Below are 16,307 nucleotides of genomic sequence, written 5' to 3'. Positions count from 1 at the left end.
GGCAGCCGTGAACGATCGCGCCTCTCTGGCTTGATTTACCCCTTGAAGCGATTAACAGGGATTTTGAGGTAGTGCCGCCCATCATCTTCGCAATCAGGCAGAACGCCGCCGCGAATGTTGACCTGCAGCGCCATCAGCATCAATTCCGGATGCGGCAATGTGGCGTCTCGCTGCTTTCTTTGCGCGATAAATTGGGCTTTATCCATGTTGACCACCCAGGGGTTGTTCTCGCGCTGCTCTCGCACGGTGCTTTCCCAGCGGGCCTCACGCCCCGCCGGGCGATAATCGTGGCCGGTAAACAGGCGGGTATCCGCTGGCAGGCTCAAGATCCGCTGCAACGAATCCCACAGGGCTTCCGCATTTCCGCCGGGGAAATCGGCCCTTGCGGTGCCGCTGTCAGGCATGAAAAACGTATCGTGAATAAACGCCGCATCGGCAATGTGATACGTGACGGAAGCCAGGGTGTGGCCAGGAGACAGCAAGACTTCAGCGCGCAGGTTGCCGATAAAAAAGACGTCCCCATCCGCAAACAGCGCATCCCACACGGTCTCGGCGGGAGGCAGTTCCTTCAAATTATAGATGTCTTGCCACAGCCCCTGCACGGCGGTGATTTTTTCGCCTATGCCGCTGAGGGCGCCGGTTTTCTGCGCCAGCCAAGTTGCGGCAGAAAAATGGTCGGCATGCGGGTGCGTATCCAGCACCCAGGCCACGCCCCACCCTTGCTGCCGGATAAAGCTCAAAATGGTGTGCGCCTGCTGATGCGATACCGTGCCCGATCGGCGGTCAAAATCCAGTACCGGGTCGATGATGGCGCAGCGACGCGCCTCGGGATCGGCGACGACATACTGCAGGCTGCCGCTTTCCGGCTCATAAAATGCGTGCACTTGCGCATGAGACTGAACGGACTGATGCCGGCGATACCAGCTGAGCGCCTTATCGGCATCCGCGCCATATTCTTCGCATTGGCTGCGGAATCGCGCTTCATCGATCCGCCCTTCGCGCAGCGCATGCAGCAGAGCAAGGCAGGCTGAGCGCGCCCCGCTCCGGCAGTGCGCCAGGGTCTTCTTGCCCCGCCGCAACAGGTAATGGAAGGTATAAACGGTCTCCCAGGTCAGCGTGTCGAACGTGTAAGGAAGATAGACGTAGTCTATGCCCATGCCTTCAGCCAGCGTTTTCTCTTGCTGATGGGATAGATGCTCCCCCGGTTCTTCATCTGGCCGGTTGTTGACGATAAGCCGGTAGCCTTGTTGATGCAGGGTAGCGAAATCACTCGCTGCGGGCGCCCCCCGAAAAGGAGAGCTGATGATGGTATGTACGGATGCGCATATTTTTTCCTTCTGTCTTATAAGCTTTTAAAAAGCATATAAAGGGCCAGCACCAAGAGCATGGCGGCGTAGAGCACACGGATAATGTCCTCGCGTTTCTTCAGGCGTTCGGTGAGCGCAACCCCCACGACGCCCCCCAGAACACCGCCGACGATCAGCCAGCACGTGATGACGAGCGACACCTTGCCGGACAAGGCATAGCTTGCGCTCGTCGATAACCCCATGGCAGAAACCACCACCAGCGAGGTGGCCACCGCTTCAAGCAGCGAAAAGCGGAAAAACCAGAGCAGCGCCGGCACCACTAAAAATCCGCCGCCGATACCCAGAAAGCCGGCCACCGCGCCGAGCGCCAACACGCTGGGCCACACGATGGCGGGATGAAAGGTTGCATCCGGGGAAGCCAACCCGTTGCCGGCCCGGTGATTTTTTTTCAGCGTTAATCCGGCGACAATCAGCATCAGCAAAGCGAAAGGCAGGGTTAGATAGCGCCCGTCCGTGATTTTTCCCATCTGTGAACCTGCCAGCGTCCCGGCCACCGCGACCAGCGACACGACAATGCCGGTTCGCCACCGGACGTTTCCTTTGGCGGCGTGCGCAAAAAGGTTGAGCAGCGCACTGACGGCGACGGCCATGGCGCTGGTGCCTATCACCAAATGCGTATCCGGGATTTGCACCATATACAGCAGCAGCGGCACACAAACGATGGAGCCGCCTCCGCCTGTCAGGGCCAAGAGAAATCCGACTATTCCTCCGGTTATCACCAATAACATCAGGGTATAAAAAGTAAAATGGAAAAAATCCAATGCGTTAATTCCTGAACGGTGTTTGTGGCATTTATTAACGATCAGTTCGCATTGATTGTCAAATAACTTATTACATTTAGCTATTACATATAGCTAAATCGAATATGTGATTTTCAATATAACCATAAGTTCTATGAATTCCCTTTTAATCTGGGCATTAACCCCCTACTTTCTTATGAAAGGAGGCCTGCATGAAACCGGAAAAAATAAACACCCAGAAAAAAGTTGTTGTTATTGGCGGTGGTTCATCTGGAATAAGCGTCGTGGCAAGCATAACGAAGCGAGTTAAAGGCATTGATATAACGGTAATTGAACCTGGCGACTGTCATTATTATCAACCGGCATGGACCTTGGTGGGCGGCGGGCTTTTTGATATCAATAAAACGCGGCGTTCCATGCGCGCCGTCATCCCCCCAGGAACCGCATGGATTCAGGATAGCGTGGTCAGAGTGGAGCCCGGCCAAAAATATGTCGAGACCCGCCAAGGGCAGAAAATAAACTACGACTTCCTTATTGTTGCCTGCGGCCTCGTTTTACGTTGGGATAAAATAGAGGGTCTTGAAGAAACGTTGGGAATGAATGGCGTCACCTCTAATTATCGTTTTGATCTTGCGGAATACACCTGGAAACTGGTTCGTGAAATGCAAGGCGGCGAGGCGATATTTTCTCAACCACCAATTCCGATAAAATGCGCCGGCGCGCCGCAAAAAGCCTTATACCTTTCATGCGATCACTGGCGGCGACAAGGTGTCCTTAATAATATTAACGTCAATTTTTGCCTGGCGGGCGCGGCGGTATTCGGCGTGCCGCAATTTGTTCCTCCGCTGACCGATTACTTGAAAAAATACCGCGCACAGGTCAACTTCCGGCATAATTTAGTTCGCGTTGATGGGCAGCGTCGGCAAGCGACCTTTTCTCTGGACGGTGATGAAGAAGGCAAACGCGAAGTGACACTGCCCTTCGATATGCTGCACGTAGTGCCGCCGCAATCTGCGCCGGCGTTCATTTCACAAAGTGGGTTGTCTGACGAGTCAGGTTGGTGCGACGTGGATAAATTCACCCTACGGCATAAGCAGTGGCAGACGATTTTTGCGGTTGGCGACTGTTGCGCCACGCCAAATGCCAAAACCCTGGCTGCGGCTCGCAAACAGGTGGTGGTGGTGGCAGAGAACATCGCGGCGCAGCTTAACGGCGCCCCTGATGCGGCACGGTATGATGGTTATGGCTCCTGCCCATTGACGGTAGAGAAAGGCAAGGTTGTTCTGGCGGAGTTTGGTTACGACAGTAAATTGCTCCCCACCTTTCCTCTGTTGGACAACACGCATCCCAGCCGTATGGCATGGTGGCTGAAGGCCTGGTTTTTACCCAAATTTTACTGGGCGGGCATGTTGCGCGGGGTCGAATGGTTTGCCAAAAGCAAACCATAGCGACCGTCATCGTTATCCGCGCCTCGCGGCTTCCGCAGGCGCTTGACTATTTGGCGATACACAGCCACCATCGCTTGCGAGCCATCAGGCTGATTGCAAGCCGTCACCACTAACCGGTCAATCAACGATGAAAAATGCCCCCGCCGTTACGATTCACTACTGTTCACAATGCAATTGGTTGCTGCGCGCCGGCTGGATGGCGCAAGAGCTGCTCAATACCTTCGGCGACGATCTCGCCTCCGTCACCCTGATGCCGGGCACCGGCGGGGTGTATCAAATCAGCGTCGATGGCGTGATGATTTGGGATCGCAAAATTGACGGCGGCTTCCCCGATGCGGCGCAGTTAAAGCAGCGGCTGCGCGATCACAGCTTTCCCGAGCGTTCCCTCGGCCACAGCGACGGCAAAAAAGCCCGACACTGAACGGCATCAGCCCGCCGCCGGCGGCCGCGCGCCGAGAATGCGCGGCATCACTTCTTTCATCATTTCCATGAACTTGCGCAGGCGAGCCGGGTAATAGCTGGCGTAGGGATACAGCAGGTAGATAGGCAGCGGCGCGGCGCGCCAGGCCGGCAACACGGTTTGCAGCGCCCCGTCGGCCACATCGTCCCGCACCAGCCAGGAGGAGACAATCGCGACGCCCAGCCCCTCCAGCGCCGCCTTGCGCACCGCGTACAGGCTGTCGGTGCTCAACCTCGGCGCGATATCGAACCGTCCCTGCTCGCCGCGCTCAACATGGGTCAGCACCACTTCATTGCGATAAAAACTGTTCAACGCCAGCCACGGCAACCGCGCCAAATCGTCAAGACAGCGAACCGGTTCTCGGCTCGTCAGCAGCGCCGGCGACGCTACCGTGCTGCGCGGCACCTCCGCCAGCAACACCGCCACGACCGACGGATCGGTCACAGCACCGACGTGAATGGCGCAATCCACGCCTTCGGGAATAAAGTCCGGAGAATGATCGTTCAGCGTCCACTCAACGTAAGTTTGCGGGTAGCGCCGCAAGTACTCGCCCAACGGACCGATCAGTTGATCCTGGCCGAAAGCGTGCGGCGCCCGCACGCGCAACACCCCGACCGGTTCGTCGCGCGCGCCGCCCAGCCCTTCTTCCAGGCTTTGCCATTGCTCGATCAGCCCCCGCGCCTGGCGGTAACAGCGCTCGCCGTCGTCGGTCAGTTTGAGGGCGTGAGTCGTCCGCTGGATCAGTTTGGCGCCCAGCAGCTGCTCCAACGCCTGCAGACGCCGACTGATCGTCGGTTGTGAGGTGCCCAGCTGCTGCGCCGCCGCCGACAGGCTGCCGCTTTCGACGATGCGCACCAGCGTATGCAGCAAAGTTATGCGGTCGCCGTTGGGTAAATTAATTTTATTCATACGTTAAGTGTATAACAGTTTTACCTGCGAGGGGGCTACAGCGGAATGAAGCAAGCGGTAAAAATGGCCGCACATTCACTTTGCAGGGATCTTTGCCATGAGCACCACCGCCACCAACGGCGCCCCGTCCGACAACGTCGTGTTTCTGCTGGCCGCCGGCGCCGGCCTCAGCGTCGCTTCAATCTATTACAGCCAGCCCATGCTCGGCATGATGGGCGCCGATTTCCACGCCGGCGTCGCCGATGCCGGCATGGTGCCGACGCTGACCCAGTTGGGTTATGCGCTGGGCATTTTACTGTTGGCGCCGCTGGGCGACCGGTACGATCGCCGGCGGATCATTCTGATCAAAGGCGCGCTGCTGACGCTGACGCTGCTGCTTTGCGCGTTTGCCGCCTCATTCCCGCTGTTATTGCTCAGCAGCCTGGCGATAGGCCTGACCGCCACCGTCGCCCAGGACATTATCCCCGCCGCCGCCACGCTGGCGCCGGAGGCCAGCCGCGGCAAAACCGTCGGCGCGGTGATGACCGGGCTATTGGCCGGTATTCTGCTGTCGCGCGTGTTCAGCGGCGCGCTCGCCGAGTTCGCCGGCTGGCGCAGCGTTTACGCGCTGGCGGCGCTGGGCGTTTTGCCGATCACGCTGGCTATCTGGCGCATGTTGCCGCGTCTTCGCCCCCATAACGCGCTGAGTTACCCCGCGCTGCTGCGCTCGCTGGGGCATCTGTGGGCCGCGTATCCCGAGCTGCGGCGTGCAACGCTGGCGCAAGGCTTTCTGTCATTGGGCTTCAGCGCTTTCTGGTCAACGCTGGCGTTGATGCTGGCGGAGCGCTACCAGATCGGCAGCGCGGCGGCCGGCGCGTTTGGTCTGGCGGGGGCGGCGGGTGCGCTGGCGGCGCCGTTGGCGGGAAGCCTGGCCGATCGGCACGGCCCTGACGCCGTGACCCGCATCGGCGCGGCACTGGTCCTGGCCGCCTTCGCCCTGATGTTTCTGCTTCCGCTGTTGCCGCTCCCGGCGCAGCTGGCGCTCATTGCGCTGAGCGCCGTCGGATTCGATCTAGGCATCCAGGCGACGCTGATCGCACACCAGACCATCGTCTACGGTCTTGATCCGGCGGCCCGCAGCCGCTTGAACGCCCTCTTGTTCACCGGCGTATTCATCGGCATGGCGACCGGCGCCGCCCTCGGCAGCCGCATTCTGGCAAGCGCGGGCTGGCCGGGCGTCGTGGCGCTGGCGACGGCGGCGGGGGCCGTGGCGCTGTGGATCCGCTGCGGGCGCAAAACGGCACGCGTAGCGGCCTGATATCGCCCTCTACTGGCGCAAGCGGTTGATTTCACCCAGGCCTCTTGCGCTATACTGAGCGCCCTTTTTGCTACGCATTCAAAACAATTTTATGATGGAACGCTTGCTAGAAAACGCGATGTACGCCTCCCGCTGGCTGCTCGCGCCGGTTTATTTCGGCCTTTCACTGGCCCTGGTCGCCCTGTCTATCAAATTTTTTCAGGAGATCCTGCACGTCCTGCCCAACATTTTCTCCGTCGCTGAAGCCGATCTGATCCTGACCCTGCTGTCGTTGGTCGACATGGCGCTGGTCGGCGGGCTGCTGGTGATGGTGATGTTCTCCGGGTACGAAAATTTCGTCTCGCAGTTGGATATCACCGAAGGAAAAGAAAAGCTGAGCTGGCTGGGCAAAATGGACGCCACCTCGCTGAAAAACAAAGTCGCCGCGTCTATCGTCGCCATCTCGTCCATCCATCTGCTGCGGGTGTTTATGGACGCCAAGAACGTGCCAGACAACAAGCTGATGTGGTATGTGATCATCCACCTCACCTTCGTGCTCTCCGCCTTCGTGATGGGTTATTTGGACAAGGTGACCCGCTCCAAGCACTAAACGCGCCGCCACGCCCGATCGTCAGGATCGGGTGTCTTCCCCTCCTTCGCTGTTTCCCAACCGTCGTCGCCGTCATGTCTTTCATCTGGCACATCTGATGATAATTTTATTATAATGTCATTACACTCATTATGGACCGAACGCCGGCCATCGCGCCGGATTCGCCGCAGACAGGATCACGCTCCCCCATGCCATTACATGGTCACCCCCTGCAATTCCACGATATTCAGGCGATTCTGCCTCATCGCTATCCCTGTCTGTTGGTCGATCGCGTGCTGCCCGCCGGCACCTGCATCGCCGAAGGGCGGCTGAGCGCCATCAAGAACATCACCGCCAATGAGCCGACGTTCTGGAGCGGCCATGCGCGCTTCGCCGGTTTTCCTGGCGTGTTGTTGGTGGAAGCGCTGGCGCAAAGCACCGGTCTGCTGGCGCATTACTATCTCGGGGCGCTTAACGAAGGGGAACATTACTACTTCGCTTCCATTCAGCGGGCGCGGTTTTATCGCGCCGCCCGTCCCGGCGACCAGGTGTTGATGGAGGTCGCCTTTGTACGCCGGCGCGGCGCGATCGCCCGCTTCACCGGTCGTGCCAGCATCGATGGCCGGCGCATTTGCACCGCCGATTTCATGTGCGCCCGTAAGTAAACAGGCCGCTTGCCAAAGGAGCCCTGCGAATACCATGTCTCTGGTTGACAGCTTACTCAGAACCCTCGATTTCTCCCCGCGTGGCCAGGTGATCGCTCGCGAAGCCGACGCCTGGGGCGAAATCATCGTTTCCGATCACAAGGACTACCGCACGCTGCGGTTTGACGGCATCTGCGAGCAAAGCAAGATGAGCCTCAGCAACCCCGCACAGCCGATCCACAACTACATCAAAGCGATGCTGATGGCGGTGGCCTGGCAGCCGCCGACGTCGGCGTTGATCCTGGGGTTAGGCGGCGGCAGCCTGCTGCGTGCGCTGCACGCGCTCGATCCGGCTATGCGCCTGGAGGTCGTCGAGCTGCGCGCCGCGGTAATCGCCGTCGCACGCCGCTATTTTACGCTGCCGGCCACCGACACCATCAGCCTGCGCACCGCCGACGCCATGGACTTCGTGCGCCCGCCCGCCGAGACGCGTTACGATCTGATTTTCTCCGATCTCTATTCGGCGTTCGCCATGGATCCGCAGCAAGGCACCCAGACATTCCTGGAGAACTGCGCCGCGCGGCTGAATGACGGGGGCTGGCTGGTGCTGAATTACCACGATCTGCCCGACGAAAACAGCCTGCTGTACCACAGCCTGCACCGGATATTCGCCACCGTGCTGTTTTGCATCGCCCCCAGCGGCAACGTGATCATTTATGCTACGCCGGCCCAGGTGTCGCTGCCGCTCAGCACGCTGCGCACGCTGGCCGCCGGCAGCGGCGAGCTGTTCAACTGCGAACTCGGCTACCTGTCACGCAAGATAGAGCGGCTGCATTTCCGCTAAAGACGAGCGGCGGCGCTGTCTGGCTGGCCGCTTCGCTCACATGGTATTATCATTCAGTCATCATTCTCTGGAGGATCCTGATGGAAAAGAAAACGGCGCGGCTAACGGTGCTGATTGACCCGGACAAGAAGAAAGCCCTGGAAGAGCTGTGCCTGCAGCAGGACGTCACCCCTTCCCAGGTGGTGCGCCAGCTGATTCGCGATTATCTGCACAAGCATCAGGTGGATTATCCCAGCCAGCCGACCCACGCCAATCCTCGCGTCGAGAGCAATTGAGGCGGCCCGCCCCACAAACCGTGAAGCGCGCTTTGCCCCCCTGCGCGCGTCCCTAATCCGAATCCTCCACGGCGGTCTGTCCATCCTGCGCTATCGCTGCTACTGTTTTATCCGTTCATTATTCTCTCTTGGGAAAGGAAACGCGCCATGTTCAGCCATATTACCGTCGGCGTCAGCGATCTGGACGCCGCCGCCGCGTTCTACGACGCCATTTTGTTGCCATTGGGTTTACAACGGCGGGAAGTGACGCCGGACGGCGGCCCCGCCGCCCGCTGCTGGGTGATGCCGGGCCAAACGCTGCCGCGGTTTTATGCCTACCAACCCTTCGACAGACAGCCCGCCAGCGCCGGCAACGGCAGCATGCTGGCCTTTCTCGCCGCCGACGAGCTGGCGGTTAAACGCGCCTACGCCGCCGGCCTGCTGGCGGGTGGCAGCAGTGAAGGCGAACCCGGCGAGCGCGCGCACTACGGCAAAGGCTATTTCGGCGCTTACCTGCGCGATCCTGACGGCAACAAGGTCCATGTGGTTTACCGCGGAGATCTCGCCTGATGAAATGTTCGGTTTACATCGCCACCAGCGTAGACGGATTCATTGCCGGCACGGACGGCGACATCGATTGGCTGCTGCGGCCCGAGTACGCGGTGTCGTTGCTCAATGGTCTGAGTTTTGAAGCGTTTATCGCCGACATCGACGCGCTGGTGATGGGCCGCCATACCTATGAAAAAGTCCGCGCCTTTCCCGAATGGCCCTATGGAGAACTGCCGGTGGTGGTACTGTCGACGCAATCCGCACCGCAGAGCCTGTCCGCTGGATGAGCGGCGAACCGGCCAGCGTCGTGGCGCGGTTGGCCGAGGCCGGCTGCCGTCACCTGTATATCGACGGCGGCCAGACCGTGCAGCGTTTCCTGCAGGCCGGATTGATCGACGAATTGACGATTACGCGCATGCCGCTGCTGCTGGGCGGCGGCATTCCCTTGTTCGGCGTCGATGCCCCTGAGCAGCGCCTGCGTCTGCTCGCCGTCACCCAGTCGGACAACGGTTTCGTGCAAGAACGCTACGCCGTTCAGCGCGCGTCATAACGCAGCGCCAGTCGGCGGCCGCCGAAGGCGATAAGCAATGCCGCCAACGCCAGCAACGCCGCCGCGCCGTAGGTGACGCGCATGCCGTAAGCCGCGGCCGCCGCGGCGCCCGCCACCCGCTGCGAGGCCAGATAAAACAGCGCCCCCATCGCCGACGCACCGGTGATCGCCCCCAGATTGCGCGCCAGATTGACCATGCCGGCGATCAACCCGCGTCGTTCGGGAAACAGGTCCTTCATCAGCACCGTGTTGTTGGCCACCTGAAACAGCGCATAACCGGCGGTCAACAGCGCGATCGGCGCGACATAGCCGAGTACGCCCCAGCGGCCCAGCAGCGACAGCAATCCCGCCCCGGCGGCCACTGCCGCCAGCCCAAGCTGGGCGATGCGCTGCGATCCAAAGCGATCCACCAGATAACCCGCCGGAATACCGGTCAGGATCGCCACCGCCGGCCCCGCCGACATCACCAGCCCCACCTGCGCGGCGCTTAACCCCAGCGCGCGCGCCAGATAAAACGGCCCGACCACCAGCGTGGCGGTCATCACCGTCATGACCAACGCGCTGGCCGCCAGCCCCGCCGTCAGGGCCGGATGGCGGAACATCGTCGGCGCCAACAGCGGCGACACGGCGCGGCGCTCCACGCGGATAAACACCCCTGCCGCCAACAGAGCGCCCAACATCAACGCCAGGTTAAGCGCGCCGAAATCACCGCGTCCCAGAGTCATCGCCAGCGAGTAGCAAAGCAATGCGCCGCCCAGCAGCAGCGTGCCGGCGCGGTCGAACGGTTCAGGGCGCGTCGCCGCCCGCGCCCCATTCGGCAAGTATCGCCAGGCGAGCCACAGCGCCAGCAGCCCCAGCGGCAGGTTGATCAGGAATATCGTTCGCCAGCCGAAGCCGGCGATCAGCGCGCCGCCCAACGACGGCCCCAGCGCGGTGCCCACGGCCGACATAGTGCCGAGCAGCCCCATCGCGCGGCCGATCTTTTCCGTGCCCAGAGCCTCGCCCGCCAGCGCCATGGTGATTGACATCATGACTGCGCCCCCCAGCCCCTGCGCCAGGCGCGCCGCCAGCAGCAGCCACAGCTGCGGAGCCAACGCACAAGCCAGCGAAGCGGCGGTAAACAGCGCGATGCCCGCCAGCAGCAGGCGGCGACGATTGAGGCTGTCGCCCAAGCGGCCGATGCCGATGATGCAGGTGGTGACGGCCAGCAAATAGCAGAGCAGCACCCACTGCACTGCCTGGAACGACGCATGGAATGCGGTGGCGAGCGCCGGCAGCCCGACGTTGGCGATGCTGATGCCGAGCGATGACAGCAGCATACACAGAGAAAGTGCGGCCAGTATGCCGCGGACGCCCTGCGGCGAAGGATGGGATAACATGATAAGCACTCCTGACATAGACTGAGGCTTAGCCTATGTCAGGGGCTGGGATGGCGGAAGACGCATGCGATGCACTGTATCAATGCATCTGACGCCTTATCTGGCGCGATGCGTTACCAGGCGGCGATCTCCGCCTCGGTGAGCGGCAGCGTTTGGGTTACGCCGGTTTCCGCCGCCAGGGTGGCCGCTTCCAGCACCGCCATCACCGCCAACGCCTGCGATGCGGTGACCGGGTTGGCGCCGGCGCCGCGCAGCGCGTCACGCACCTGGACGTAATATTGGCGCTGATCGCCATCCGGCGTCGGCAACGTACGCACCGGCTCCGTGCCGATAAACAGGCTCATCGCGTCGTCGTCTTTACCCCACTCAGCCGAACCCGGCGTTACGCCAGCCAGCAGTTGGCTCTCCTGCCCGTCGGCGCGCGCTTTGACCACGCTGCCTTTATCGCCGTGTACGGTAAAGCGCGACACGCCGCCCGCCACCAGCATGCTGCCATGCAAAATCACGCGGTGCGTCGGGTAGTTCAGCACCACATGCGCCCAGTCATTGATCTGCGCATTGGCGCGCAGCGTGGCGATGTTGGCCTGCACGCTGTGCGGCAAACCGAACAGCTGCAGCGCCTGATCGACCATGTGCGGCCCCAGATCGAACCACAGCCCGCTGCCCGGCAGATTCTGCTCGCGCCAGCGCACCCGCACTTCTGGGCGGTAACGATCGATGTGCGACTCAAAGTGCGTCACCTTGCCGATCAGTCCCTGCTCGATCACCTGCTTCACGCCCAGGAAATCGCTGTCCCAGCGGCGATTCTGGAATACCGACAGCAGACGGCCGTGCTTCTCCGCCGCCGCAATCAGCGTGCGCGCCTGCGCCAAATCCAGCGTAAACGGCTTATCCACCACCACGTGCTTGCCCGCTTCCAGCGCAGCCAGCGCCAGCGGCGCATGGGTGGCGTTCGGCGAAGCAATCACCACCAGGTCCACTTCCGGCAAGCGGATCGCCTCCAGCGGATCGGCGATCACGCGCACGTGCGCCAGATCGGCATGGACTTTGGCGGCATCGCGCGAAGCCACCACGCTCAGCGCCAGCCCCGGCACCGCGTTAATCAGCGGCGCATGAAACGCCTTGCCGACAAAGCCGTAACCAATCAGCGCCACCTGCAACGGTTGAGCGTTATCGTTCATCAGGGTTCTCCTCTAGCGGTCGTCGGCGACGACACAAAGTTCAATCATTGATTGCTCGTCCAGGTTATCCCACGGGCGATCGGTAAACAGGCGTTGGATCTGCGCCAGATCCGCCACGTGATGCGGCTCGCAGCGATCCAGCTTCATATGGTCGGCCACCAGCCAGCGCTCGCCGCTGTTGGCCAGCATGGCGCGTTTGACCTCTGCATCGGCCTCTTCGCCGGCGCTCAGCCCCAGCTGAGAATGCACCGCACAGGCGCCCAGCAAAGCGATGTCCGCGCGGTAGCGTTCCAGCAACGCCAGCGTCGCGCTGCCGGCGAACAGCCGTTGGCGCGCGTCCCACTGGCCGCCGAGCAGGATCAGTTGGATCTCCGGCTTATCGCTCAGGCACTGCGCGATATCCAGCGAAGCGGTGATCACCGTCGCCGGGCCGCGCAACGCTTGCGCCACCGCCAACAGCGTACTGCCCGCATCCAGCATCAGGGTGCTACCGGGGGGGATCTGTGCGGCCACCGCGCGGCCGAGCCGCTGCTTGACCTGCGGCAACAGCGCCGCACGCGCCTGGCGCGGCATGCCGGACGGTTCGAGCGCTATCGCGCCGCCGTGATGTTTCTGCGCCAACCCCTGCCGCTCGAGATCGGCCAAGTCGCGGCGCACGGTATCGACCGAAACACCGATGGCGCTGGCCAATTCCGCCACCGCCGCCTGACCGCGTTCGCTGAGCAAATCCAGTAAATGGCGCTGTCGTGCCGCTTTGTGCATGGGATTATTCCGCATTAAAAAAGCATAAAACGGCAATATACAGCAGATAACAGCATTGGAGAAGCCGCAATTGTGCGCACCGGAGATCAAACATCTTTTCCCCTGCGGGACGATGATGAAGACATAACGCATAACAATCCGGAGAAACGCATGAACATCGATCTGACGTTTGAAGACCTGAGCGCCCGCGCCACGCAATACAACGCCCGCGCTTCGGTGGAGGATTTTGACGCCTGCATGGCGGACTATGCCGCGCTGGCGCAGCGCGCCAAAGCGCAGACGCCGGGCATTTACGATCTGCGCTACGGCATGAGCGCCGCCGAGCGTCTCGATCTGTTCCCGGCCAGCGCACAGCCCGCCCCGTTGCTGATCTTTATACATGGCGGCTACTGGCATTCACAGCGCAAAGAGGAAGCCTGCTCGATGGCCGCCGCGTTCGCCCGCCGCGGTGTGGCGGTCGCCACGCTGGAATATACGCTGGCGCCGGAAGCGACGCTGGCGGAGATCGTGCATGAGGTGCGCAGCGCCGTCGCCTGGCTTTATCATCACGGGGCGCCGTTCGGCATCGATCCGGCGCGCATTTTCGTCAGCGGCAGTTCGGCCGGCGGCCACCTGTGCGGCATGCTGATCGCCGACGGCTGGCAGCAACGCTATCGCCTGCCGCCCGATGCGATCAAAGGCGCGCTGGCGCTGAGCGGCCTCTACGATCTGCGCCCGCTGTGCGATATCTACATCAACGACTGGCTGCACCTGACGCCCGAACAGGCGCAAACTCTCAGCCCGCTGTTTTTGCTGCCGGCGAAAGCGCATGCGCCGCAGATCCTGCTCGACGTCGGCCAGCGGGAAACCCAGGGGTTCAAAAACCAGACGCAGGCCTATTATGACGCCTGTCTGGCGCGCGGTCTCGACGTCCACCGGCTGGCCGACCGCCACTGCAATCACTTTACGCTGGTCAACGAGCTGGCGGATGCGGAAAGCGCGATGTTTCGGCAGGTGATGGCGATGATCGACGCAACGCAACGGTAGCCTGCAGCTGCAACCGCAACCTGGCGGCGATCGTAATCACCGCCAGCGCGGCGAACAAGGCTCCGCACAGCAGGCTGCCCTGTAGCCCCCACGCGGTGATGAACCAGCCGCCCGCCAGCGAGCCCAGCGCCACGCCCAGATTGATAAAGGCGATATACAGCCCGGTGGCGAACGCCGGTGCCTCGGGGGCTTCGGATGTCAGCCAGATCTGTGTCACGATCAAACCGCTGGTGTGCGCCGCTCCCCAATACAGACAAAGCGCCGTCATCGAACCGATATTCGCGCTGCCGTAGTGATAAAGCAGCGCATAAGCCGCAATCAAGGCTAGCGGGTGCAGCAGCACCGTCAGCGCTCGATGGCGGCTCACCCCCTTGCCGGCCAACAGGTTGCCCGCGACACCGCCCACGCCGAACGCCACCAGAAGAAAGCCGATGGCGCCGCCGCTGAGGCCGATTTCACGGCTGAGATACTCAGCCGCGTAAGCATAGACGGCGAACATGGCGGCAAAGATCAGCACGCAGGTGATGATATTCAGCCACAGCGTCCCGCTGCGCAGGATTGCCAACTGTTTGCCATAACTGAGGCGCTGAACGGCGACGTCGGGCAACCGCATCAGCAATCCCGCCGCTGCCAGGAGATTGACCCAGGCACAGAACCGGAACGAGGCTTCATAGCTGAACTGCCCGGCGATCCATTGCGTCAGCGGTATCCCCAACACCATGCCCATGCTGGTGCCGATGAACGCATAGGCGGTTGCTTTGGTGGCCTGATGCGGGGGATAAAGCGCCGCAGCCGCCACCATGGCCAGCGAAAAATAGATCGGATGAAACAACGCCGGCACAATGCGCAGCAGCATGAGCATGGCGAAACTGTCCGTCTGAGCGGACAGCGCGCTGGCCACCGCGAACACGGTCAACGCGATCAACAACATGCGTTTGCGATTGAATCGCGACGCCAGCAGCACCAACAGCGGCCCGAGCAGCGCGATGGTCAGGGCGAAGATCCCGACCAGCCAGCCGGCCTGCGCCGTAGAGATGCCATACCGTGCGATGATCTGCGGCAAAATGCCCACCACGCCGAACTCGATGCAGTAGACGCCGAACAACCCCAGCGCGATAAAGAAAATCGGCGGCATCAGGCGCATTGCATCGCTCCCGTCGCGGCATAGACCGCCTGACAAATCTCGCCGACAAAGGTGCCGGACATGCCCTCCAGCGCCGTGTTGGTAAACGCCACCACGCTGAGCTGCCGGACAGGATCGACGAACCAGGAATGGCCATAGGTGCCGCCCATTCGCCAGGTCCCCACGGACTCCGGCGTTTGCGCGGCGATGGGGTCTTTCAGTACGGTAATGCCGAGGCCGAAACCGCGCCCCGGCCAAAACGGCATCGGCAAATCGCCGATCTGGTTGCCGGTGAACGCCGTCACCCAATCGGTTGGCAGCACCGGCGTTCCTCCCTGGCGCAACGCTTCCAGAAGGCGCAGGAAATCCTCGGCCGAGCCGACCATGCCGGCGCCACCTGAGGCGTAAGCCAACGGATCCAACGCTCGCGCCGGCGACAGATGAAAACCGGCGCTGCCATCGATAAACGGTAAATGATCCGGTTGGCGCAGGCGGCGCGGCTCGCCGGGATGATCGGCGTAAGCGGCCGCCAGGCGCGCGGCGTCCACCGCCAGGAAATCGGTATCCGTCATCGCCAGCGGCCCGGTCACCCATTTTTTTACTGCCTGCGCCAGCGGCAGGCCGCTCGCCTGTTCGATCGCTGCGCCCAGGACATCGGTCGCGATGGAATAGCGCCACGCCGCGCCGGGCGGAGCCAGCAAAGGGGCGCAGGCAATGCGCCGTACGTTTTCCTGCAGGCTGACAGACGCGTCATCCATGCCGTCGGAGACGCCGAGCCGGGCATAGAATCCCCCTTCCGGCTGGAAAAAACGGTAGCTTAATCCGGCGGTGTGGGTCATGAGATGCCGTAGCGTCATCAACGGCGTGGTGCCATCCGCCAGCCGCGGACGAAAATGCGGCAGCCAACGGGTGATGGGATCCTCCAGCTGCATACGGCCTTGCGCCATCAATGCCAGCGCCGCCGTGGACACGATCGGTTTGGATACCGAAGCCAGACGGAACAGCGTATTGAACGCCATCGGCCGGCCGGCTTCGCGATCCGCCAGCCCCGCCGCGCGGCGATAAAACATATCGCCCCCCCTGCGCCACCAAAACCACTGCGCCAACCAGCCGTTTTTCCGCCAGCGCGTTATCGATCGCCCGGTCTATCACGCCCGCGGTATGCCCATATGCACTCATCGTCATTGCTCCAGATAATCAGCCCAT

General features: G+C 61.7%; 17 protein-coding genes and 1 pseudogene. 10 read left to right on the top strand and 8 right to left on the bottom strand.

Annotated elements, in window-relative coordinates:
• Positions 1-35: 35 nt before the first annotated feature.
• Together blh and ACORQT_RS11935 are read right to left on the bottom strand one after the other, a co-directional pair.
• A complete protein-coding gene (gene blh, locus ACORQT_RS11940; protein ID WP_444859429.1) occupies positions 36-1,232 on the bottom strand; it encodes a bifunctional sulfur transferase/dioxygenase Blh in 1,197 nt (398 codons plus the stop codon).
• Between the two features lie 110 nt (positions 1,233-1,342).
• Complete coding sequence (locus tag ACORQT_RS11935; protein ID WP_042784477.1) at positions 1,343-2,128, bottom strand: sulfite exporter TauE/SafE family protein; 786 nt, start codon at positions 2,126-2,128, stop codon at positions 1,343-1,345.
• Between the two features lie 191 nt (positions 2,129-2,319).
• On the opposite strand from ACORQT_RS11935, the gene ACORQT_RS11930 reads away from it, so the two are divergent.
• Both ACORQT_RS11930 and ACORQT_RS11925 read left to right on the top strand, forming a co-directional pair.
• A complete protein-coding gene (locus ACORQT_RS11930) occupies positions 2,320-3,555 on the top strand; it encodes an NAD(P)/FAD-dependent oxidoreductase (protein ID WP_342192600.1) in 1,236 nt (411 codons plus the stop codon).
• 127 nt (positions 3,556-3,682) lie between these two features.
• Complete coding sequence (locus ACORQT_RS11925; protein WP_025159743.1) at positions 3,683-3,976, top strand: SelT/SelW/SelH family protein; 294 nt, start codon at positions 3,683-3,685, stop codon at positions 3,974-3,976.
• 6 nt (positions 3,977-3,982) lie between these two features.
• On the opposite strand, the gene ACORQT_RS11920 is transcribed toward ACORQT_RS11925, so the two are convergent.
• Positions 3,983-4,924, bottom strand: coding sequence for a LysR family transcriptional regulator (locus ACORQT_RS11920; RefSeq protein WP_108680709.1), 942 nt, complete (start codon positions 4,922-4,924; stop codon positions 3,983-3,985).
• A gap of 97 nt (positions 4,925-5,021) precedes the next feature.
• Between ACORQT_RS11920 and ACORQT_RS11915 the strand changes: the two genes are divergently transcribed.
• The 7 genes and pseudogenes from ACORQT_RS11915 (at position 5,022) to ACORQT_RS11885 (ending at position 9,630) form a co-directional block, all read left to right on the top strand.
• The gene (locus ACORQT_RS11915; RefSeq protein ID WP_164057754.1) at positions 5,022-6,221 is read left to right on the top strand and encodes an MFS transporter; all 1,200 of its coding nucleotides are present in this window, start codon (positions 5,022-5,024) and stop codon (positions 6,219-6,221) included.
• A 94-nt stretch (positions 6,222-6,315) separates the two neighbouring features.
• Positions 6,316-6,810, top strand: coding sequence for a TIGR00645 family protein (locus tag ACORQT_RS11910; protein ID WP_025302805.1), 495 nt, complete (start codon positions 6,316-6,318; stop codon positions 6,808-6,810).
• 188 nt (positions 6,811-6,998) lie between these two features.
• Positions 6,999-7,454 carry a 3-hydroxyacyl-ACP dehydratase FabZ gene (fabZ, locus tag ACORQT_RS11905; protein WP_033643035.1) on the top strand — a complete coding sequence of 152 codons (456 nt, stop codon included), beginning with the start codon at positions 6,999-7,001 and terminating at the stop codon, positions 7,452-7,454.
• A gap of 34 nt (positions 7,455-7,488) precedes the next feature.
• Positions 7,489-8,277, top strand: a complete 789-nt coding sequence (locus tag ACORQT_RS11900) for a spermidine synthase (RefSeq protein WP_033643034.1) — start codon at positions 7,489-7,491, stop codon at positions 8,275-8,277.
• An 80-nt stretch (positions 8,278-8,357) separates the two neighbouring features.
• Positions 8,358-8,552: a ribbon-helix-helix protein, CopG family gene (locus ACORQT_RS11895; RefSeq protein ID WP_004928567.1), complete on the top strand. Its 195-nt coding sequence runs from the start codon at positions 8,358-8,360 to the stop codon at positions 8,550-8,552.
• A 147-nt stretch (positions 8,553-8,699) separates the two neighbouring features.
• Positions 8,700-9,101 carry a VOC family protein gene (locus ACORQT_RS11890; protein ID WP_015377846.1) on the top strand — a complete coding sequence of 134 codons (402 nt, stop codon included), beginning with the start codon at positions 8,700-8,702 and terminating at the stop codon, positions 9,099-9,101.
• A pseudogene (locus tag ACORQT_RS11885) lies at positions 9,101-9,630 on the top strand (dihydrofolate reductase family protein). The gene ACORQT_RS11890 and the pseudogene ACORQT_RS11885 overlap by 1 nt, the downstream one beginning before the upstream one ends.
• On the opposite strand, the gene ACORQT_RS11880 reads toward ACORQT_RS11885, so the two are convergent.
• The 3 genes from ACORQT_RS11880 to ACORQT_RS11870 all read right to left on the bottom strand — a co-directional run bounded on the left by ACORQT_RS11880 (position 9,615) and on the right by ACORQT_RS11870 (position 12,952).
• Positions 9,615-11,009 carry an MFS transporter gene (locus ACORQT_RS11880; RefSeq protein WP_069100341.1) on the bottom strand — a complete coding sequence of 465 codons (1,395 nt, stop codon included), beginning with the start codon at positions 11,007-11,009 and terminating at the stop codon, positions 9,615-9,617. The pseudogene ACORQT_RS11885 and the gene ACORQT_RS11880 sit on opposite strands and share 16 nt — an antisense overlap.
• A gap of 113 nt (positions 11,010-11,122) precedes the next feature.
• Positions 11,123-12,190 (bottom strand): oxidoreductase, encoded by a 1,068-nt coding sequence (locus tag ACORQT_RS11875; protein WP_164057755.1) that lies wholly within the window; start codon positions 12,188-12,190, stop codon positions 11,123-11,125.
• A gap of 12 nt (positions 12,191-12,202) precedes the next feature.
• Positions 12,203-12,952, bottom strand: a complete 750-nt coding sequence (locus ACORQT_RS11870) for a DeoR/GlpR family DNA-binding transcription regulator (RefSeq protein WP_033650433.1) — start codon at positions 12,950-12,952, stop codon at positions 12,203-12,205.
• A gap of 150 nt (positions 12,953-13,102) precedes the next feature.
• Here ACORQT_RS11870 and ACORQT_RS11865 point away from each other — a divergent pair, with 150 nt between their 5' ends.
• Positions 13,103-13,978, top strand: coding sequence for an alpha/beta hydrolase (locus ACORQT_RS11865; protein ID WP_197801311.1), 876 nt, complete (start codon positions 13,103-13,105; stop codon positions 13,976-13,978).
• On the opposite strand, the gene ACORQT_RS11860 is transcribed toward ACORQT_RS11865, so the two are convergent.
• Both ACORQT_RS11860 and ACORQT_RS11855 read right to left on the bottom strand, forming a co-directional pair.
• Positions 13,905-15,122: an MFS transporter gene (locus tag ACORQT_RS11860; RefSeq protein WP_197801310.1), complete on the bottom strand. Its 1,218-nt coding sequence runs from the start codon at positions 15,120-15,122 to the stop codon at positions 13,905-13,907. The genes ACORQT_RS11865 and ACORQT_RS11860 overlap by 74 nt on opposite strands.
• Positions 15,113-16,171, bottom strand: coding sequence for a serine hydrolase domain-containing protein (locus tag ACORQT_RS11855; protein ID WP_444859413.1), 1,059 nt, complete (start codon positions 16,169-16,171; stop codon positions 15,113-15,115). Before ACORQT_RS11855 ends, ACORQT_RS11860 begins: the two co-directional genes overlap by 10 nt.
• Positions 16,172-16,307: the final 136 nt, after the last annotated feature.

Source organism: Serratia sp. (in: enterobacteria) (assembly GCF_052400455.1).
Taxonomy (GTDB): domain Bacteria; phylum Pseudomonadota; class Gammaproteobacteria; order Enterobacterales; family Enterobacteriaceae; genus Serratia; species Serratia ureilytica.
Note: the sequence above shows the minus strand (reverse complement) of the source record. Positions and strands in the feature narration are given on the sequence as shown.